Below are 17,631 nucleotides of genomic sequence, written 5' to 3'. Positions count from 1 at the left end.
CGATATCGGGCCGGATCTCCATGCCGAGCCTAACCCTTGATTCCCACTGGCCCGTCGGATCGAGCTCCAGGATCCATTGCCGCGTGCGATTGATCCAGCGGGTGACTGTCGCCGGCTTGACGCCAAGGATTGCGGCCGCCTCGGTGACGGGCCGCTGCTGCGATAACAGCCGGATGAATTGCTCCAGGTTCTGGAATTTCAAGTTCGATATAGGCGTACCGGTCGTGCGCCGGAAATGTACGTCGCAGGAAATGCAGCGAAACACCGGCAGGACCGGCCTTGGATGCGCCGCACGCGTGGCAAGCACCGTCTCGCCGCCTTGGCAATGTGGACAGCGTGGCGGCGCTTCAGACGATGAGAACAATTCATCGAACTGGCCTTGCAGCCAGCCACTGAAGACCTTGTCTTCGGTATCGGGAATTGGCCGATAGTGCCCCATCCGCGGCATCATCGGGTCAAAGGTGCGTTTCGGGGGTGCGGCCGTCGTCATCGTCTCCGATACTATCGATCGGTCATGATGGCGTCCACGCCGGCCGGGAGGATATCCTCAAGCTCACGGCCGGCGACGAAGCCGGCGAACCCTGCGGTCTCAATCAAATTGTTCACCGTGACCGATCTGTTCGCGAACGGCGTCGACAATTGGCAGCATTGTCGGCTCCGGCGGCGACAGGTTTGTCTTTAGAATCAGTCACTTGATCTAAAGTGTACTTGAAACCGCCGGACTTCGTCCGCCAAATATCGAGATTCATTCAATAATTTCAGTAGCTTACCGTTTGTGGACGGGCATTAGCTAGGAGGATGAAGGTCGCCCCTTTTGTGATAACGGCAGCCAAAAGTGTAGGCGGAACACCCGAAGTCAGCAACGACGGGAGGTGAGCAGTCACCTCCCGTCGTTTCCATTTTAGTAATAATTTCATCGTGCAAGGCACGATTTTCTGGGTTGAAATTTAGAAATTCACCTTCCAGCCAGAGCGAAGCCATACGCGCGGATCGCCGCCTTCAGTCGAGGCATTGACCATCAGCGAGGCAGTACCGCCACTGACGGCAAATTCGGCGCCGAGACCACCACGGACCCACCATTGCTTGAGATCCTGACCCGGCAGATCGACAGATGACAGGCCGATAATTTCCGCGCTTGCGTCAGACGACCGGTTCTCAAAGCGGTGGGCCACTTCCGTACGTGCCAGAAGGTTGACGTTTTCAGTGAGCGGGTGAACATAGTCGGCACCCAGGCGCGCGATCGTCGAATGGTCGTTCATTTCGTCATACGCAACAGGGAAAGAACCTCCATTTTCGGTATAGGCATCGACTTTGCTGTTCGCGCGGGACAAAGCGATATAGGGGGTGATTGCGGTATCAGCGATGGTGGCTGCGTTCAGCCAGTCGAGACGAAGCTTGCCGCCCCAGGTCTGCGTGTCGGTGTTGCCATCGGAAAAGTCCATTGACGAACCATTGAGATAACCGCGGTGGATATCGATTTTACCCAAAGCGTAGTAACCACCGAGCGTCACATAGAAATTGCCACCAACATTTGCGGTCACTTCCGGGGAAATATAGAAGCCCTTGAAATTGAAATCGCCGCCGCCAACGAGATCCTGGTTGGTGTATGTGCCGCCGATTGCAAGACGTCCGGTGACACCATCGGCAATACCGTAGCCGAGACCGAATTCGCCAAGCGCGAAACCGCCATCGGCAGCTTTACTTTTGTCATATCCGGAGTCGACTGTACCCCAAGCGGAGCGCTGGCCCGCGTTGAGAAGGTTGCGCATTGGACTGCCTTCGGCACCGAACATGGCCGTGTTCGCGTAGCTTAGCTGCGTGCTGCTGGGCGTAATAGCCGCGCTTTGAACGGTCGGAACGAACTGTTCGGCAACGATGATACCCGTGCCAGTAGGGCTCGTGCCAGTAGAGCCCGTGCCAGTAGAGCCCGTGTCAGTAGAGCCGGTCGCAGCAGGTTTGACACGGGCATAATATGACTTACCGTCATATGTGGTGCCGGCAACGACACTGCCGTCACTGGAAACCGCCTCGGCGGTCTTGGTAACATCTGACGCAAGCGTAACGCCATTGTTTCTCAACCAATCGTCGACCGTGATCGTATTGGTGGCTGCCGTCCAGCGGAATCCATGAAATTTTTCAGGGACGTCGCTGTCCATGCCTGCGGTGCTGGCTCGCCCAACGATAACATTGCCATCGGCACTGACAGCTGTCGCAATGTTATAGTGCCCACCAAGCGTTCCAAGCTGCTCCATTGCACCTGTAACGCCGTCATTGCCAACGTGCCAGCGATAGGCTCGTTGGTAAGACCTGCCGCTCTCGGGAGACACTGAAACGTAACCCACGATTGTGCTGCCATCGCGGCTCAGCGCACCAAAATTGATATCCTTACTGTCATTCGGATTCCCGGTGTCGAGAGTGCCGATATCGGCCATCTGGCCCGCCTGTGTCCAGCGGAAGACCCTGGTAGTTTCTTGCTGGCTAGAATAGGAGTTACCTGCCACTACGCTGCCGTTTTTACTTACAGCAACCGCCTGAGAAATATCATCTCCCTGGAGCGCTCCCAAGTCCGTCATCTGGCCATTAACCTGCCAGCGGAATGCGTGCCCTTTATTGGACCTTAGGGATGACTGGCCAACTACCGTGGTTCCATCACCACTGATGGCCGCCGCTTGCGATTGGATTCCACCTAACGTGCCAATATCCAAAAGACCATTGGTGGACGTGGACCAGTAAAATGCGTGCGCGGAGCCGTTACCCCTCAGATATGAAGTACCGGTCACCGCACTTCCATCATCGCTAACATCCATGGCTACCGCATAGGTTCCACCGAGCGTTCCCAGATCCTCCACACCTGAAGTCGTTATGCGGGCTGCACGCGTCACTTCCACTTCGGAAAGATAGGTGGAACCGACGTACACGGATCCATCATAGTTGATCGCGCGCGCTTGAACATCTTGCGTCGCAACAAGAGCGGAACCCACGGAGTTCCGCCAGACGTAAGGCACCGATCTTCTAGCAATAGCATCGTAGCTATTGACCAATAGCGTGGAGCCATCACCGCTTAGGCCGACAATGGAACCACCAAAACGACTCGTATTCGGCGGCGTGAACATGTCGAAAGTGACGACTGAATTGCTCTGCCCCACAGATACGGGTTCGGCGGGACCCGCGAATGTGGGAGATGCGAGAGCCAGCACGAGAAAAGACGTCGTATTGAACAGCATTTTCATATGCTGTGCGTTGCCGGAACGGTGTGTATCTAACGTCTTGTTCATGCTGCCTATGCCCCTATCGCCACGCCTGGTCTCATTTTGAAACGGCGCGGATATTGAAATCTGGCGAATGGGTAGCAGCGGGCTTATTTGTCGAACATGCCTGAGCGTCCGCATTAATCGTCTGGACGTCCAGAAAGCGGTTTGTTACTGTAGTTTTAGAGTATAACTGACTAATGTGACTTTTATGTCATATTTTATATTTCTGAAGTAGGCATCAAACAATACACTTGGCTTGCCTTGGCATGGCCATTTCACTTGGTTAAGAAATGACGTCTTTCGTTTTCGACAGTTTGGATTTGCATCAAGATCAGAGTTTCGATGCTTATAGAGCGCTTTACGCTGGCGGGTCGGATGTGGAAACTAGCGGGACCGATTTTTACGCTCACATCGTGGCAAAGCGTCTCGGTAAACTTGTCATGTTCGATCGCCACCTAAATGGGGTTACTCACGAGCGATCCTTGCGCCGAGCCGGTGCTGACGGTTTTGAGCATTTCGTCTTGCAGCTCAATCTTTCAGGGCAGCTTCTGGTGGAGACGCCAAGCCATAGAACTTCGGTTCGTGCCGGTGAAATCATTCTTTTCGACATGACCAAGCCTCAACGTACGACGCTGGTCGACTGTCATTATCTGACATTTTCCTTAGCGCCCGACATGCTGGCGACCGTCGAGAACAATGTTGACGGCCAGCACGGCTCCATTCTTGACGGGCAGAAATCCTCTATCCTCGCAGATATGATGGCTTCGCTCATGCGCCGAAATCTTCTGAACGAGCCGACAGTCGCCAGACGTGTTACACAGATGTTCCGCCAGGCGTTGGCGCTTGCGCTGGATCCGGACGAACAATCCCGTCCCCGCGATGCCAACGAAGCCATGGAGCGCGTCAAGCTGCTGGTGAATGCCCACCTTGCCGAACGTGAACTTTCACCCGAATGGATCGCCAAAAAAGCCAACCTTTCGCGCACCCGCCTTTATGAACTGTTCAAGCCCGCAGGCGGGATCTCACGATATGTACAGAAGACCAGAGCAAAGAAGTTGCGCCAGCTGCTCGCAATGCCGGAAATGGTACGTTTCAGCGTCAGCACACTCTGTCATCAGGTCGGTTTTGCAAACGAGAGCCACGCGATCCGGACGTTTTCCGAATTTTTTGCCATGTCCCCCGGGCAATATCGACGTCAACTCGATGGTGGCAATTCGAACAACGATACCGCATCCTCTTCGGATTTCGACGGCTGGATCAGGGCATTGAATGCCTCTTAACGGAAAGGCATGAGGAGCAGCCGGGCAGCGAATGCCACATGCGCAGGGTTATGATCTTTCAACCTCGCGGCTCATTCGTGCCTTTCGGGGCTTTATAGACAGTTCATAGATTGCATAAGCGCTCACGAGCCCGTGGACTGCCATCATATAATAGAAAAACGAGGCCTGCCCTTCGCTTTGCATGATGGCTGAGACCATCAGCGGCCCTAGCGCGCCTCCAATGGATATGAAGAACAGCAGTGTCGACGCAAGCATGACATAGTCACCCTTTTCGGCACGATCATTGCCATGAGAGGCGCACAGTGCATACAAGGGAAAGCTGAATGCGCCGAACATTACAGCTCCAGCGATAATAAGAGCTTGGCCCACATCGGCGAAAGCCGCGAGGAACACTTCCGTCGCAATAGCACCGATCATCGTCAACAGAATGACTATGACGCGGTTCGAGCGATCCGAAAACAGGCCGAGTGGATATTGCAATATCAATCCGCCTAAAATGCCTGCGCTCATAAAATTAGCGATCTCGGCTGGCGTCAGCCCGATTGCATGCGCATACACCGGCCCCATCGAACGAAATGTTGTGACGGTAAGGCCAACAGCAATTGCCCCTAGCACCGCAATGGGACTGATATGCCATGCACGCACGAAATTGACCCTCAACTCCATTGAGCTCGCCTGACCGGAGGTTTTTATCAACGAGATCGGGACCAGCGACATAAAGATGGCACTCGATATGATGAAGAAAACTGCAGGACCATCCACCCCGACAGAAGGGATGACCTGCTGCGCAAGTGCGACTGTACCGAGACTGATGAGCCGATAAATGGACAGAGCACGCGCTCTGTAAGTGTTGCTGACATTCGCATTGATCTCGCTTTCTATTACCGCGAGCAGGCTTGCGTAAGCAAAGCCGGACAGAAAGCGAATGACGATCCAGACGCTTGGCTCATTCGTCAGGACCATTGATGCCGTCAGAATCGAGGCGACAACGGCCAGCAGCATGAGCGCCCGCTTCTGGGCCATTCCGAAAAAGAGCCGTGAAACGCAAAGGCAACCCAAGGCAAATCCTACACTGTATACGGCGCTCATGACGCCGATAACTGTAGCCGGAAAGCCCTCATGCGCCCCTCGAACAGCAACGAACGTTAACTGCAATCCATGCGCGCCTAAGATGATGCCAGCGGTCGTAAAAATAGGAAGTAGTGGTGTAACGTGGTTCGAAGCCATAGCTGCCTGTAAAGTCGCGCAAACCGCTGAATTGCCAGCTTACGCACTACATTCAAAAATGACATTCTTCAATGAATTTGAGCTGGTATGTCATGGGCTGGCAAGGCATGGAATCGGGCTTGTCGCAAACCTTTCAGTTGGTTGAAGCAATGCTGTGAACGGGTGCATTTTTATGCTTTGTTAACTTTTTGAAGTCCAAAGAGGAGAGCATGAGGAATTGGGTGGCAGTTAGGCGGCGAGCGCTGTTCCGTCTGGCTTCTGATCGTCGTTTGCCATGCCCGGATACCATTTCTTGAAAGTCAACCGCCACGAGCCGTCGAGGGTCTGGGTGCGGGTTTGGAGGAGAAGATAGCGCTCCTGTCTTGCTCCATTGCATTTGCTGCCTTTTAGCGAGCCGCTTCGAGATAACGGCGTTGACGGTGGCCTCGGCGAAGGCAGAGGATATCCACTCTCCGGCGTAACGACACGAAAGTGTTAGGCAAATTGGAATGACATCCTTCGCCTGATCACGACGATCCGTTCCGGCCAGGTCCGACCTTCGACCCTACTTGCCAGGCTGTCGGCGCTCCCGCGACAGAACGGCCTGGCGCTGACGCTGCGCGATCTTGGCCGCATCAATCGGCCAATTTTCCTCCCGCAATGGTGGCAGAACCCGGAGATGCACAGAAACGCAACCGCCGGCCTCAACAAGGGCGAAGCCCAGAACACCCTTGCCCGAGCGATATTCTTCAACCGTCTCGGGGGAATTGCGCGATCACACATTCGAAAGCCAATTCTACCGAGCATCCGGCCTCAACCTGCTGATCAACGCCATTGTCTACTGGAACACGCTCTATCTCGAACCGGTATTCGCCGAGCTCAACCGGGAGGAATTCCCACGCCGCCGAATGTGATCAAACATATTACCCCGCTCGGTTGGCAGCATATCAGCCTGACCGCTGATTACATCTGGACCCCGACGGACAGCCTCGATCTTAGGCCGTTGCGGCGGGAAAGCTCCATCCTCGCGGCGTGATCACCCTATGTTCTCAAAAGCCAGACAAATCCAGCACTTTCGTGACGCCTAGCTGCGTCGCATCCGATCAAGTCGGGCGAGAGGTGGTATTTCGCCCCCTTCCGCAAACGGACCCATCTGGAACGAAAGGCTCAGGAGCTGATTGTGTGCCCTGACCAACATGCGCGTCGGCATGCTGTCGAACGCTTCTATCCGGACGGTCTTGTAGAAGCCGGCTTCCGTCGGTTGCGCCAACCCGTCCCCATCGTTGGCATCGGTCTTATTGAGCGTCTCGCTCAAAACCTTCTGCGCATGCCGGGCCTCGATGCAGATCGCCGGTATCCCCTCGGCCGTCAGGGCGTGATAAAACCACGTCGACAACGGCCCGGTCTCGAAGGCGACGCGTCTGGCATGCGGCGTATGCTTGCGGATCATATCTGCCAGCAGCCTGGGTCCGAAGGGCACTTGCCGCGCCAGATGCGTTTGCCGCCTTGCTGGATTGAGATCGCGGTGTCGTTCAAGGAAATGTCGAGCCCAATATACTGGTTCATGGTTGCCTCCAACGAATGATGTTTGGGGCCGGTGCCGATCGGAAGCCCGTATTCCCATCTTATCGGAGGCAACCACCCCTACCTGCATCAACAGAAAATGGCCCGAGGAGATCGCCCCGCGATTGTCCCATGTCTCAAGGCGATGGGCGACATACGACACCGCCTCGCCGACCCGACTATTGCAAAGCCTCCGCCTGATATTCACATTGATCTCACATGCGCCTGAATTGGCACGGCACGGCAAAGATTTGCGCTGACATGCAGCTCGGATATGCGCTAATTCAGGTCGATTGTTCGAGGTAGAATGTGTTGAGCGAAAAAATTGCCGTGATCGGCCTGGGTTACGTCGGACTGCCCGTCGCGATTGCCCTGGCCGGGAAATTTCCCGATGTCGTCGGTTTCGATATCAAGGCGTCCCGCGTCGCGGCCTTGAACGCGGGCGAGGACGACACGCGCGAGGTTTCGCCGGAACGTCTGAAGGAAAGCAGGCTGCACATCAGCAGCGACATCGAGGATCTGCGCGACCGCGACATCTTCATCGTCGCCGTTCCCACACCGATCGACCGCAACCGGCAGCCGGATCTGCGCCCGATGATTTCCGCCTCGCGCACCGTCGGCAAGGCTCTGAAGAAGGGCGGCATCGTCGTCTATGAATCGACGGTCTATCCTGGCGTCACCGAGGATGTCTGCGGCCCCGTGCTCGCCGAAGTCTCCGGCCTGTGTCAGGGCGAGGATTTTCACCTCGGCTATTCGCCGGAACGGATCAATCCCGGCGACAAGGAACATACCTTCGAACGCATCGTGAAGGTGGTCGCCGGCGACAGCGAGGAGACGCTGGAGAGGATCGCCGCCGTCTATGGCGCGGTGGTCGAGGCCGGCATTCATAAGGCGCCTAGCATCAAAGTGGCGGAAGCGGCCAAGGTGATCGAAAACACTCAGCGCGACCTCAACATCGCGCTGATGAACGAGCTATCGATCATCTTCGAAAAGATGGATATCCGTACCGCGGACGTCCTAAACGCGGCGCGGACGAAATGGAATTTCCTGCCGTTTACGCCCGGCCTTGTCGGTGGCCATTGCATCGGCGTCGACCCCTATTATCTGACGGCCAAGGCCGAGGAACTCGGCTACCACCCCGAAGTCATCCTCTCCGGCCGGCGCATCAATGACGGGATGGGCGCCTTCATCGCCCAGAAGCTGATCAAGATGCTGGTTTCGGCGCAAAAGCCGATCAACGGCGCCCGGATCGGCATTTTTGGCCTGACCTTTAAGGAAAACGTGCCGGATCTCCGCAACAGCCGCGTCCCCGACATCATCCGCGAGCTGCACCAGTTCGGCATCAAGCCGCTGGTGCACGACCCAATGGCCAACCATGATGAGGCAGAAGGGGAATATGGCGTGCGGCTGGCGGCACTTGACGATTTCGGCAAGCTCGACGCCATCGTGCTCGCCGTACCGCACAAATCCTATCTGGCCGATGGTGCGGCGGAGATTCTTAATCTACTGGGCGAAAACAGCGTGGTGGTCGACGTGAAGGCAGCACTGGAACGCGATAATCCCCGGCTCGACGGGCATGCCGTCTGGAGCCTATGAGCGCCACTTAGCGGTCTCTTGACGAGCCAGCGACCGTCAACCTCAGCCCCTCATCGACCGAATAGCGTGGTGACCAGCCGGTGATCGCCACCGTCTCGCCGATGTCGACCTGCAGCGAACCGAGAAGGCGCCGTGCCGCGGCACGACGGCCGAGCAGCGTCGCCAGTCCTTCCAGCAAAAGCGGCGGGATCGGCAGCAACAGGGTTCTCCGCCCCATTGCCGCAGAAAGCTTGCCGATCAATTCGCCGATGGAAAGATCGGCACCGTCGCTAACCAAGAACACGCGATGTGCGGCAGCGGGATGGTGTGTCGAGAGCAGGATGAAATCGACGAGATTGCCGACGAAAACCAGCGATCTGCGGTTGGTGACGAGCCCGAAAGGCCAGGGAAACAGCCGCTCGGCCCATTTCATCAGGCTCGCAAAATTCGCCTTGACGCCCGGCCCGTAGACCAGTGGCGGGCGGATGACGACGATCTCCATGCCCGTCTCCGCGCCGATGGCAAGGAGCGCCTCTTCCGCCTCGTACTTCGACTGGCCGTAAGGATCCTCGGGATGCGGCATGTCGGACGCTGTGAACGGCCTGCCCGGGACAGTCGCCTCGCCGTTGACTTTGATCGAGCTCAGGAAGATGAAGCGCTTTGCACCCGCCCGAGCCGCCTGCCGAGCCAGATTGACCGTGGCATCGACATTGGCGGCGCGAAAGGCGGCGAGCGGATCTGACGAGGTGTCATTCATGACGTGCACGCGCGCCGCCAGATGCACGACGGTTTCGACGCCTGCGAGCGCTCTCGCCCAATCGGTCGCACCATTGAACGTACCCATAGCAACGAAGCCCGGCTTTGGTGCACGGCTGACCGGACGATAAACCATCTGTCGCCGGGAAAGCTCGGCGCACAACGCCTGCCCAACAAAACCCGTCGCACCCGTGACCAGGATCATGCGCCCATCGTCCCTCAATGACGCCCATGCGTCCGTTCAGACCATGCTTCGCACATTACCTCAGTGAGGAACAAGGGATCTCGGAAGGGCAGGCTGGGCAAAATTCATGGCCGGAACGATTGTGCAGAAATGCCTGATATGAGATGGACTGCACAGAAACCATCATCGGCGCCGCGAAACCGGTGCCGGTAAAATTATCAGAGACGATGCCCTATACGATCGCCAAGCGCCTTTTCGACTTCCTCGCCGCCTTTGCGGCTATCGTCGTCTTTTCCATCCCGATCCTGATCATCGCGGTCGCCGTGCGGCTAACCTCCCCCGGCCCCATTCTTTACTGGTCGGACCGGGTCGGCCGCCGAAATCAGATTTTCCGCATGCCGAAGTTTCGCAGCATGCGGACCGACACGCCCGCGGTCGCAACGCATCTGCTGAAGGATGCCGGCGCCTACGTGACGCCGATCGGCTCCTTCTTGCGCAAGTCCAGCCTGGACGAACTGCCGCAGCTCTGGTGCATCCTGAAGGGCGAGATGAGCGTTGTCGGCCCTCGCCCAGCGCTCTTCAACCAGCACGACCTGATCGCCTTGCGGACCGAACGCGGCGTCGATGCCCTGCTGCCAGGCCTCACCGGCTGGGCGCAAGTCAATGGCCGCGACGAGCTGCCGATCCCGCAGAAAGTGGCGCTCGATGAGAACTACCTGCGCCAGCGCTCCTTCCTTTTCGATCTCAAGATCATCGCTCTGACGGCATTGAAGGTGGTTCGGCGCGATGGCGTGACGCATTAGCAAGCATTGGGCGAAACTGTCAGGCCGGTGAAGCCTGGCCGCAAGAAAGCCGCATTCCTGCCTCTTTGCGATCTTAGGGGCCGTCATGAATGCTTTGGCAGGCTGGATAGGGGATCGATGTGGACGACAGGGGAACGACGACATTGGATAGCTCACGCGTGAACACATCGCCGGCCGATCTCGCGACCCGTCCTCCCGGCATCACCACGGCCGCAAGCGTCATGCCAAAATCCATGGCAATCATCGGCGGCCTGCTTTGGCTGCTCATGGCTTCGCCAACCGTCGTCGAAAGCGACGCCTACCGCTATGCGACGGCGATCCTGTCGATGATCGCTCTCTACTACTATCTGAAAGCGCCGCTTAAGCCGCGCACAGACTGGATCGGCTGGCTCTGCATGGGCTGGGCCGCCTATGTCATGGTCCGTTTCGCCATCATCTATTGGCTGACGCCGCAGCACGACATCGGCGCTTCGGACTGGCTCTATGCCTTCACCTTCTTCTTTCCGATCCTGGGTGTCGGCTTCCTACTCTATGAAGAGCTGATGGAAAAGATCGTCGCGGCCTATTTCGCCATGGTCCTCATCATGCTGGTCGCCACCCAGCATCTGCGCGAAGTCTTCGCCGGCGAGACCATCCGCCCGCTGATCATGAACAACCAGATCCACGGTGCCGTCGCCTGCGGCATGATTATAATCTTCACCCTGTTCTGGCTGCTGCATTATCTAACGGAAAAATCCAGCGATCGCCGCATCGCTCGTTTCGCTTATATCGTTTCGCCCTTCATCTTTGCGCTCTGTTTCATCGCCATCTACGGCGCCAAATCGAAAGGCGTCTGGTTGGCGCTCGGCATCACCATGCCGCCTCTGGCGCTGGTTACGCTGACCTATCTGCGCATGAAGAGCGGCATTATCGCCATCGTCGCCGTTGCTGTCTTGCTGGTGGCGGGCATCTATGGCGTAAGACACAATCTCGACAAGACCGCAGGCCCTACTGTGTCGGCAGCGCTTTCCATGGTGCAAAACGTCACCGGCAGCCACGATCTGGGCGGCGTGATGACGACCACCATCAGCTCGTCCGACACCCCGGTATCGATGGACGAGCGCCTGCAGCTCTGGTCCAACAGCTGGGAAGTCTTCTCCTCCGCGCCGATCTTCGGCTGGGGCAATCAATGGCTCGAGCGCTGGGCCGAGACGCGCTATTCGCATGTTCAATACACATTGCTGCACAATGGCTACCTGGAAATCCTGGTGCGCTTCGGCCTATTCGGTGCGGCAATCATGGGCTTCATGCTCGCCACCTTCATCCGCGCCGTCTGGCGCGCCCGCAAGGCAGGTATCATTCCGCGCGCTGCATGGCACGCCTATATCGCCTGCCTCTTCTTCTTCTCGCTGACCCTGCTCAGCAACTCCAACAACCGCCTGGCGATCGGCGAAAGCCTGGCCTTCGCAAGCTCGGCCTTCGCCTGCTGGTGCCACATGCGGCTGAAGGGGGAGTACTTGACGATGTCGACGGCGGAAAGGAAAGAAGCGGTCGTGAGAGCGTGATCATGATAGTTGCACGACCGCCTCGACAGCAACACAAAGAACCCCACGGTCGAATCTAGGATGGTTTGTCCTTCCGGAAGCATTGATTATGATGTTCGCTGTTTCGAAGGGTGAGTGCGACCGTTAAGTTTCATGTCCTGAAGTGCACCCCGAATTTGGGGCAGCGGGAGCTGGAATTTTCCGGTGTTAAGGCTCAGGTCGGCGGGGGCAAGGCGTATGTCACGTGCCTACAGAAAGGCCCTATTGCCGCCGTCGGGGATTGCCGAGCTTATTTTCTTCGGACCGATCGCCATTCTCATTCGATAGACCGATGTCGAAGGCGTCACGAACTATCGCTTCCACTGACGCTACCTCCTCGTCGGTCATGTTTTCGAACTCACGACCCCGCCGCTTCTTGGAAAGCGTACCATTGTTCTGACGGATAAAATTAACGAGACTCGAGATCATCGCGTCCGGCATCTCAAGAAAATTCTGAATGCGTCCCTTCGCCTCGTCGAAGCGCGCGAGGTGGTCGATCTCATTTGGCAGGTCGCGTCTGATCGTCTGTACGACGCAAGCATAGAGAAATTCCGTCAACTCGGTGTAGTCTCCGAACCTGTAGAGATCGTCGGTTTCGTTGACGACACGCACGTTTTTCTCTGCTGTCGGCACCCATTCGATAAAAGGTAGTAGCGATCCAGTGTAGCCGCGCAGGCGCGCACCATACTCCTCCTGGCGTTCGAGCAGTACCGAAGAAATAGGAAAGATCACGCCAGGGGGCGTGTAGCCGCGCTCCGACAAGACATGATGTATGAGGTACCTATGCACACGACCGTTTCCGTCTTCAAAGGGATGGACGAACACGAAAGCGAAGGCCATGATTGAGGCTTGAAGTACGGCATCAACCCCGCTCTCCGCCATCCTGCTTCCTGCTGCTATGATCCCTGTGAGGATATCGTTGATGTCTTCATGTCGCACTGAAACAAATTCGGGGAGCGGATCGCCGTTCCAGTCGCGATCGCCAATAAAGCCGCCGGTCTCTCGCAGCCCGCGCTTAATGAAACGATTCTCCTCGATAACTATGTGCTGGAGACGCACGAGTTCATCCACGGAGATTGGCCGCTTTCCGGCTTGAGCGACGGCTCGCATCCATCGCTCTAAACGGTTTCGGGGCGGGCGTTCACCTTCGATCTGATAGGATGCCTGGCTATCCGACAGAAGCAGAAAACTTGCTGCGCGCGCAACGATTCCCTTCCCGATCTTTCCGATGAGCTCTTTGGCTTCAGCGTCCCAGCGCCGGTTGACCGTTTCGACCAGATATTCGGTGCGTCTTAATACGGGGCAGAATGCTGTTGTGCCGAGAAGATTGTCCCGTACCCGATGGCGGGGCGAATTCACAGGCTTCGATGTAAAGTAGCTCGTGGTGTCAAGCGCTTCAACATAGTTCCCCCGTTCCGCGTCCGGAATGTCAAGGCGTGTACCGGTCAGCCATTCATAAAAGAACCAAATCCGGCGCGTCACGCTGCTCGTCGGCTCGGCTTCGATCAGCGCCGCGATCTCACTCGCCGCGACAATTTGAAATAGCCTTTTCAGGATCAACAGGTCGACTATCTCATGCCTCAATGCGAAGGTCAGATGTCCAAGCAAGCTGTCCTCTGGAGCGAAGCGCTTGTCGAAGATCGTCCAATCCTCATGTGCTCTCCTCGAGCCATAAACAAAGCTCTTGGCGACGCATGAAGGGAGACGAACAGGGGCTGCGACCCCGTATTTCTGGACGAGTGCGGCAAATCCAACGGGAACCGTATCCGTTGGCACGATTCGCTCCTGGAAGACCGCCGGATTTGCGAGATTGGCTGTCATGCCGACTTCCTTCCTCATCGAGAAACAAGTTACATCATCGAAGGATGATTATTTTCGATCCATAATATCGACAATTGCTTACATCGGAAATCATTTATCTTTATAGAAAAACACTTATATAAGATCGATCATATCGAAAATTGATTAGCAATCGTCGTGGACTTCATCGAAACCGCAAGTTTCGCATCGAAAATCGATTTTTTTGCATGGTCGATATAGAAATCAAATTATAATTCCTCAGCGACTGACGAAATCGGCTTTTCGCTTAACAACGCACTAAAAGCGTCAATGCCAAGTTGATGATGCTGCGACCAACCGGATCGCCACCGCGAAATTCAAGTATTTGTACGCCAATGCCCTCTATTTTCGTCGCATGATCCGCGGGCAACTACGAGGCCTTGCGACGAAAGACGGCATGCGGCCCCGGAGAGCGCTCACGTACCCCGAATTTCGCATTCACATCGGCCATTTTCCGGCTCAGTTTTCCGATGAGCGAAGCGGTTCGCCCGAAGCCGAGGAAGAGGAAGCACCAGAAGATCTGGTTAGCCCTGAAGCGAACAAAGCAAAATGCAGGAACTAATCATTTCTCCGCTCGATCACGGCTCAAAATAAATCTCGCTCACCCGAAACCGCCCGTCGATCCGCTTGCACTGGACAATGATATCGATCGCGACCTTGAGCAAACTACGAACATCGCTGCGCTCAAGGTCACGACCTCCCTCCGACTCTTTCACGAGCAACGTCAGTTGCTCAAATGCTAGCGCCGCAGAATCGGCATGCACCGTTGTGATCGATCCAGGGTGTCCTGAATTGACATTGCGGATGTAGTAGAAAGCCGAGCCGTCGCGCAGCTCCTGTAAAAGAATGCGATCGGGTCGCATCCTGAGGCACGATTCGAGCAAATCTTTCGCGCTGATTTTCGCCAGCCCCTGCCCTCCTTTCGAATAGAAAAGCCTGACTTGATTGGGCTGCGAGATGACCAGCTCGGGCGTATCCTCGATCGAGATTATCCGCTCATGCTCCGGGATATATCGGATCAATGCCTTCGACAGGGTGGTCTTGCCCGATCCGGTCGCGCCCGAGATGATGATGTTCTTGCGCGCAAGAACCGCCGCACGCAGAAACGTTGCGTAATTGCCTGCCTTAAGGATCTTGTCCAACCTCGTATCGGAGGATTCGACATGACGGTTCGGCGAGGAGACATTGGAAAATAATCCCCCCTTTTCGAGATCATCCAACGTCAGCGTCACTGATGACGGCTTTCTGATCGTGACGCTGACCGTGCCCTTAGTCGTTGCCGGCGGAATAACGATCTGAATCCGCTCTTCATCTGGCAAGCAGGCCGACAAGACCGGCCGGGCCTCGTCGATTGCCTGGTTCGAATAGCTTGCAATGGCCCGGGCCAGACGCATGAGCTTCTCGAAGCTAAGATCCGGCAGTGCATGGTGCCGCCATCCTTCCGTTCCCTCGGTCAGGACTTCACCCGGGCGGTTAACGACGATCTCATAGAGCGACGTATCCTTCAGGAAGCGAGACAGTGGCAAAAGCAATTCACGCACGACACCGGCATCTGAAGCTTCCGCCATCTTCCGCCCTACTTCGTCACGAGCGTCGATCGAGGCCTGAAATCCCCCGATACCGCCCGATCGAGGATCCTGTTACGGGGCTCGGTGACACGCAGGCTATAGACATCGGAAAAATCGAGATCGCGGGCGACAAAGATCGAGACGAGTTCGCCCTGATGCTTTGTCAATGTCGGCACAATATTGATAGATTGCTCGACGGCAGTCGCTGCTGCCTGCTGGCCAGCCGTCGTCGAATTCTGCGCTTGAACGTCACTATCCCGCAGCCGGCTGCCGGCATAGGTCGTCGCGTCACCAACGATAGAGAGCAGGATGGCGCTGCCGAAGCGCTCCCACCAATGCGTGTCGACATAGCCATCCATGCCCGCACGCCCGAGCGCGTCAGTTGCGGGCGATGCGAGTGTAATAATCACACCTTTTTGCGTCTTTGCCCGGTTCCAAAGCACGAACAGACGCTTCTGACCACGGTTCAAGCCGCCGCGATATTCTCCGACGATCTGGGTTCCTTTCTCCATCAGAACCACGCGGCCGTTGTCGGAGAGCACATCGCGGTTGATGATGCAGCTGGCAAAGCCCGGCTGGTCGGAGGCAAGGGCCGTCTCCAGCACACAGGGAATGGAAGTTCCCATTGCCACGATGAAGTCGCGATTGCCGAGCGTGCCGGCGCGTGATCCTTCCAGATGGGTCGGCGTCAACATCCTGTTGAAACGCTGATCCTCGGTTTCAGGTTGGGCGCCCCCAAGGCTGCCTGGAGCAGGGAGATAATTGGAGCCAGGGTCTTGCGGCACGGCAGCTGCAGTGTCACGGCGCCGCGATGAGGACTGCTGTCCATTATAGGCCATCACCGGCGCACGGCGGGCAGAGTCCAGCAAAGTGTCCTCAGCAGGTGTGACCTGCTCCTTCGGCGCAGGCGTCGGTAACAGCACCTCTGGAAGCGGTGCGGCCGGCTTTACCTCTTCCTTCGCCGGCTCGAAGTCGGCCGTCTGGCGAATAACGACATGGTCGGGCTCTGTCGTCTCCGTCTTTTGCCGGTCACGCATCGACCACAACGAAAATCCAACAAAAGCGACCATCGCCAGAACGACGGTACCGCGCTTCAGGAATGGACTGGCGTCAGTTCGCGGATTAACATCCGTCTCGGCGCGCTCACCTGGGATACGGTCTTCCGCGTCATCCGCCATGGGCTCCTCCTGTTGCGGCACTTGCCGCCTGCACTTTCACGACACGCTCCACCGAAGGCGATGTCGTATTGGTGTTGGGATCGATGCCCATCGGATCGTAAGCTTCGTTGAAGATGCAGAGCGCGTCTCCTCCCCGCCGCAGAATGAATTTGCGGCCAATCGCATGAACGAGCACGAGATCACCGGCCACCGACTTAGGTACCAGGCTCTCGGTGCCGTCGGAGCTTTCCATATAGATTGCCGGCATTTCCTGATTACCGGTGAAGACAATAGTCGTTATCTTGCCGTTGTCATAAACAGCGTTCGGTTCCAACGCTTTTGATCCCTGTGCCGAATAATGCCAGTTGCGCGGTCCATATTGCTCATGCAAAGCCAGCACTGTGTCGGCTTGTCCAGCTTGTGCTGCCTCGGTTCGCCCGAGCGCCTCCTGACGACGGCGTTCCGCATCATCGGCCGGATAGCGATATTTGACATAGAAGTAAGTGTCCTGGCCGGCGGCAACCGGACCGTCTCGGACCGTCAACTCCATCTGGTAACTGCGCGTCGAACCATCACGACGTGTCGTGACCACGGAGATGTTCGTGACAGGCTGGTTCTCTCGCGCCTTCAGGAAGAGGATATTACCGGCCGGCGCCACTTCCCAGGCGACCGTGTTGCCAAGCGCCACATGGGCTATTTCCTCGTCGGCGGCAAACTCCACTTGGACGGAGGAACGCAACGAGCCAACGATCCTGGTGATATTGTAAGGCTGATAGTCGACGAAGCGGACCCGACTATCCTGGGATGCTCCGCGCGGCGTTTCCAATGCAAAAGTTGCCGATGACCAGCTGGCAGTCAGGAGCAGTGCAGTCAAACAATGATGTTTC

Annotated in this window: 12 protein-coding genes and 3 pseudogenes; 5 read left to right on the top strand and 10 right to left on the bottom strand. The window is 56.7% G+C overall.

The features are described from left to right. Both QD409_RS26665 and QD409_RS26660 read right to left on the bottom strand, forming a co-directional pair. The coding region (locus tag QD409_RS26665) for a DUF746 domain-containing protein (RefSeq protein WP_430764096.1) at positions 1-490 on the bottom strand (490 nt) is incomplete at its 3' end. Between the two features lie 457 nt (positions 491-947). Further along, a complete protein-coding gene (locus QD409_RS26660) occupies positions 948-3,275 on the bottom strand; it encodes an autotransporter domain-containing protein (RefSeq protein ID WP_430764095.1) in 2,328 nt (775 codons plus the stop codon). A gap of 266 nt (positions 3,276-3,541) precedes the next feature. Here QD409_RS26660 and QD409_RS26655 point away from each other — a divergent pair, with 266 nt between their 5' ends. Further along, complete coding sequence (locus tag QD409_RS26655) at positions 3,542-4,531, top strand: helix-turn-helix domain-containing protein (RefSeq protein WP_430764094.1); 990 nt, start codon at positions 3,542-3,544, stop codon at positions 4,529-4,531. A gap of 48 nt (positions 4,532-4,579) precedes the next feature. Here QD409_RS26655 and QD409_RS26650 read toward each other — a convergent pair whose 3' ends face one another. Together QD409_RS26650 and QD409_RS26645 are read right to left on the bottom strand one after the other, a co-directional pair. Then, complete coding sequence (locus QD409_RS26650) at positions 4,580-5,758, bottom strand: MFS transporter (protein ID WP_430764093.1); 1,179 nt, start codon at positions 5,756-5,758, stop codon at positions 4,580-4,582. Positions 5,759-5,986: 228 nt separating this feature from the next. After that, a pseudogene (locus QD409_RS26645) lies at positions 5,987-6,215 on the bottom strand (ISKra4 family transposase); the annotation flags it as partial. Between the two features lie 21 nt (positions 6,216-6,236). Here QD409_RS26645 and QD409_RS26640 point away from each other — a divergent pair. After that, positions 6,237-6,773 (top strand): annotated as a pseudogene (locus tag QD409_RS26640) (Tn3 family transposase); the annotation flags it as partial. Positions 6,774-6,887: 114 nt separating this feature from the next. Here QD409_RS26640 and QD409_RS26635 read toward each other — a convergent pair. Continuing rightward, positions 6,888-7,303 (bottom strand): annotated as a pseudogene (locus QD409_RS26635) (IS110 family transposase); the annotation flags it as partial. 306 nt (positions 7,304-7,609) lie between these two features. Here QD409_RS26635 and QD409_RS26630 point away from each other — a divergent pair. After that, the gene (locus QD409_RS26630) at positions 7,610-8,896 is read left to right on the top strand and encodes a nucleotide sugar dehydrogenase (protein WP_430764092.1); all 1,287 of its coding nucleotides are present in this window, start codon (positions 7,610-7,612) and stop codon (positions 8,894-8,896) included. A gap of 7 nt (positions 8,897-8,903) precedes the next feature. Here the strand turns inward: QD409_RS26630 and QD409_RS26625 are convergent, their stop codons facing one another. Beyond that, the gene (locus QD409_RS26625; protein WP_430764091.1) at positions 8,904-9,836 is read right to left on the bottom strand and encodes an NAD-dependent epimerase/dehydratase family protein; all 933 of its coding nucleotides are present in this window, start codon (positions 9,834-9,836) and stop codon (positions 8,904-8,906) included. 206 nt (positions 9,837-10,042) lie between these two features. Here QD409_RS26625 and QD409_RS26620 point away from each other — a divergent pair, with 206 nt between their 5' ends. Both QD409_RS26620 and QD409_RS26615 read left to right on the top strand, forming a co-directional pair. After that, positions 10,043-10,618, top strand: coding sequence for a sugar transferase (locus QD409_RS26620; protein WP_430764102.1), 576 nt, complete (start codon positions 10,043-10,045; stop codon positions 10,616-10,618). A gap of 158 nt (positions 10,619-10,776) precedes the next feature. Then, positions 10,777-12,162: an O-antigen ligase family protein gene (locus tag QD409_RS26615; protein ID WP_430764090.1), complete on the top strand. Its 1,386-nt coding sequence runs from the start codon at positions 10,777-10,779 to the stop codon at positions 12,160-12,162. 240 nt (positions 12,163-12,402) lie between these two features. Here the strand turns inward: QD409_RS26615 and QD409_RS26610 are convergent, their stop codons facing one another. From QD409_RS26610 to virB9, 4 genes are all read right to left on the bottom strand, one after another. After that, positions 12,403-14,001 carry a Fic family protein gene (locus QD409_RS26610; RefSeq protein ID WP_430764089.1) on the bottom strand — a complete coding sequence of 533 codons (1,599 nt, stop codon included), beginning with the start codon at positions 13,999-14,001 and terminating at the stop codon, positions 12,403-12,405. Between the two features lie 596 nt (positions 14,002-14,597). Then, positions 14,598-15,587 (bottom strand): P-type DNA transfer ATPase VirB11, encoded by a 990-nt coding sequence (gene virB11 / locus QD409_RS26605; RefSeq protein ID WP_430764088.1) that lies wholly within the window; start codon positions 15,585-15,587, stop codon positions 14,598-14,600. 8 nt (positions 15,588-15,595) lie between these two features. Continuing rightward, positions 15,596-16,765 carry a type IV secretion system protein VirB10 gene (virB10, locus tag QD409_RS26600; protein WP_430764087.1) on the bottom strand — a complete coding sequence of 390 codons (1,170 nt, stop codon included), beginning with the start codon at positions 16,763-16,765 and terminating at the stop codon, positions 15,596-15,598. Next, positions 16,755-17,618: a P-type conjugative transfer protein VirB9 gene (virB9, locus tag QD409_RS26595; protein WP_430764086.1), complete on the bottom strand. Its 864-nt coding sequence runs from the start codon at positions 17,616-17,618 to the stop codon at positions 16,755-16,757. The genes virB10 and virB9 overlap by 11 nt, the downstream gene beginning before the upstream one ends. Between the last annotated feature and the right edge of the window lie 13 nt (positions 17,619-17,631).

Origin of the sequence: Rhizobium sp. BR 315 (assembly GCF_050577975.1) — a bacterium.
GTDB lineage: Bacteria > Pseudomonadota > Alphaproteobacteria > Rhizobiales > Rhizobiaceae > Rhizobium > Rhizobium miluonense.
The sequence above is the reverse complement of the archived record's forward strand: the minus strand, read 5'-3'. Positions and strand labels throughout refer to the sequence as shown.

Excerpts from the sequence above, each read along its gene's own strand:
- QD409_RS26655 (WP_430764094.1), top strand. The coding sequence starts at position 3,542 with ATGACGTCTTTCGTTTTCGACAGTTTGGATTTGCATCAAGATCAGAGT.
- virB10 (WP_430764087.1), bottom strand. The coding sequence starts at position 16,765 with ATGGCGGATGACGCGGAAGACCGTATCCCAGGTGAGCGCGCCGAGACG.
- QD409_RS26620 (WP_430764102.1), top strand. The coding sequence starts at position 10,043 with ATGCCCTATACGATCGCCAAGCGCCTTTTCGACTTCCTCGCCGCCTTT.
- QD409_RS26650 (WP_430764093.1), bottom strand. The coding sequence starts at position 5,758 with ATGGCTTCGAACCACGTTACACCACTACTTCCTATTTTTACGACCGCT.
- virB11 (WP_430764088.1), bottom strand. The coding sequence starts at position 15,587 with ATGGCGGAAGCTTCAGATGCCGGTGTCGTGCGTGAATTGCTTTTGCCA.
- QD409_RS26625 (WP_430764091.1), bottom strand. The coding sequence starts at position 9,836 with ATGATCCTGGTCACGGGTGCGACGGGTTTTGTTGGGCAGGCGTTGTGC.
- QD409_RS26660 (WP_430764095.1), bottom strand. The coding sequence starts at position 3,275 with ATGAACAAGACGTTAGATACACACCGTTCCGGCAACGCACAGCATATG.
- QD409_RS26610 (WP_430764089.1), bottom strand. The coding sequence starts at position 14,001 with ATGACAGCCAATCTCGCAAATCCGGCGGTCTTCCAGGAGCGAATCGTG.